Source organism: Leifsonia sp. SIMBA_070, assembly GCF_046534635.1.
GTDB lineage: Bacteria > Actinomycetota > Actinomycetes > Actinomycetales > Microbacteriaceae > Leifsonia.
In genome coordinates, this window is the sequence record NZ_JAWRYK010000871.1 from 1 (window position 1) to 239 (window position 239).

Below are 239 nucleotides of genomic sequence, written 5' to 3' on the forward strand. Positions count from 1 at the left end.
GACCGCTGCGGCATAGCTCATCTGCCCGTTCTGAATACCCGTGACGTACACGTAGGTGTCGAAGATCTCGCCGACCTCGCGGTTGAGCGAGTTCAGCACGAGGAACATGTGCTCGAAGCCGAGCTCCAGGAAGTCGCCGATCGCGAGGATGAACAGCACGATGATGGTCGGGCGGATGGCGGGCAGCGTGATGTGCCAGGTCTGGCGCCAGCGACCCGCGCCGTCGAGTTCGGACGCCT

The 239-nt window shown here is 63.6% G+C and carries 1 protein-coding gene; it reads right to left on the minus strand.

Features of this window, described 5'->3' with window-relative positions; genetic code table 11:
* The coding region (locus tag SB754_RS22710) for an ABC transporter permease subunit (RefSeq protein ID WP_410784527.1) at positions 1-239 on the minus strand (239 nt) is incomplete at both ends.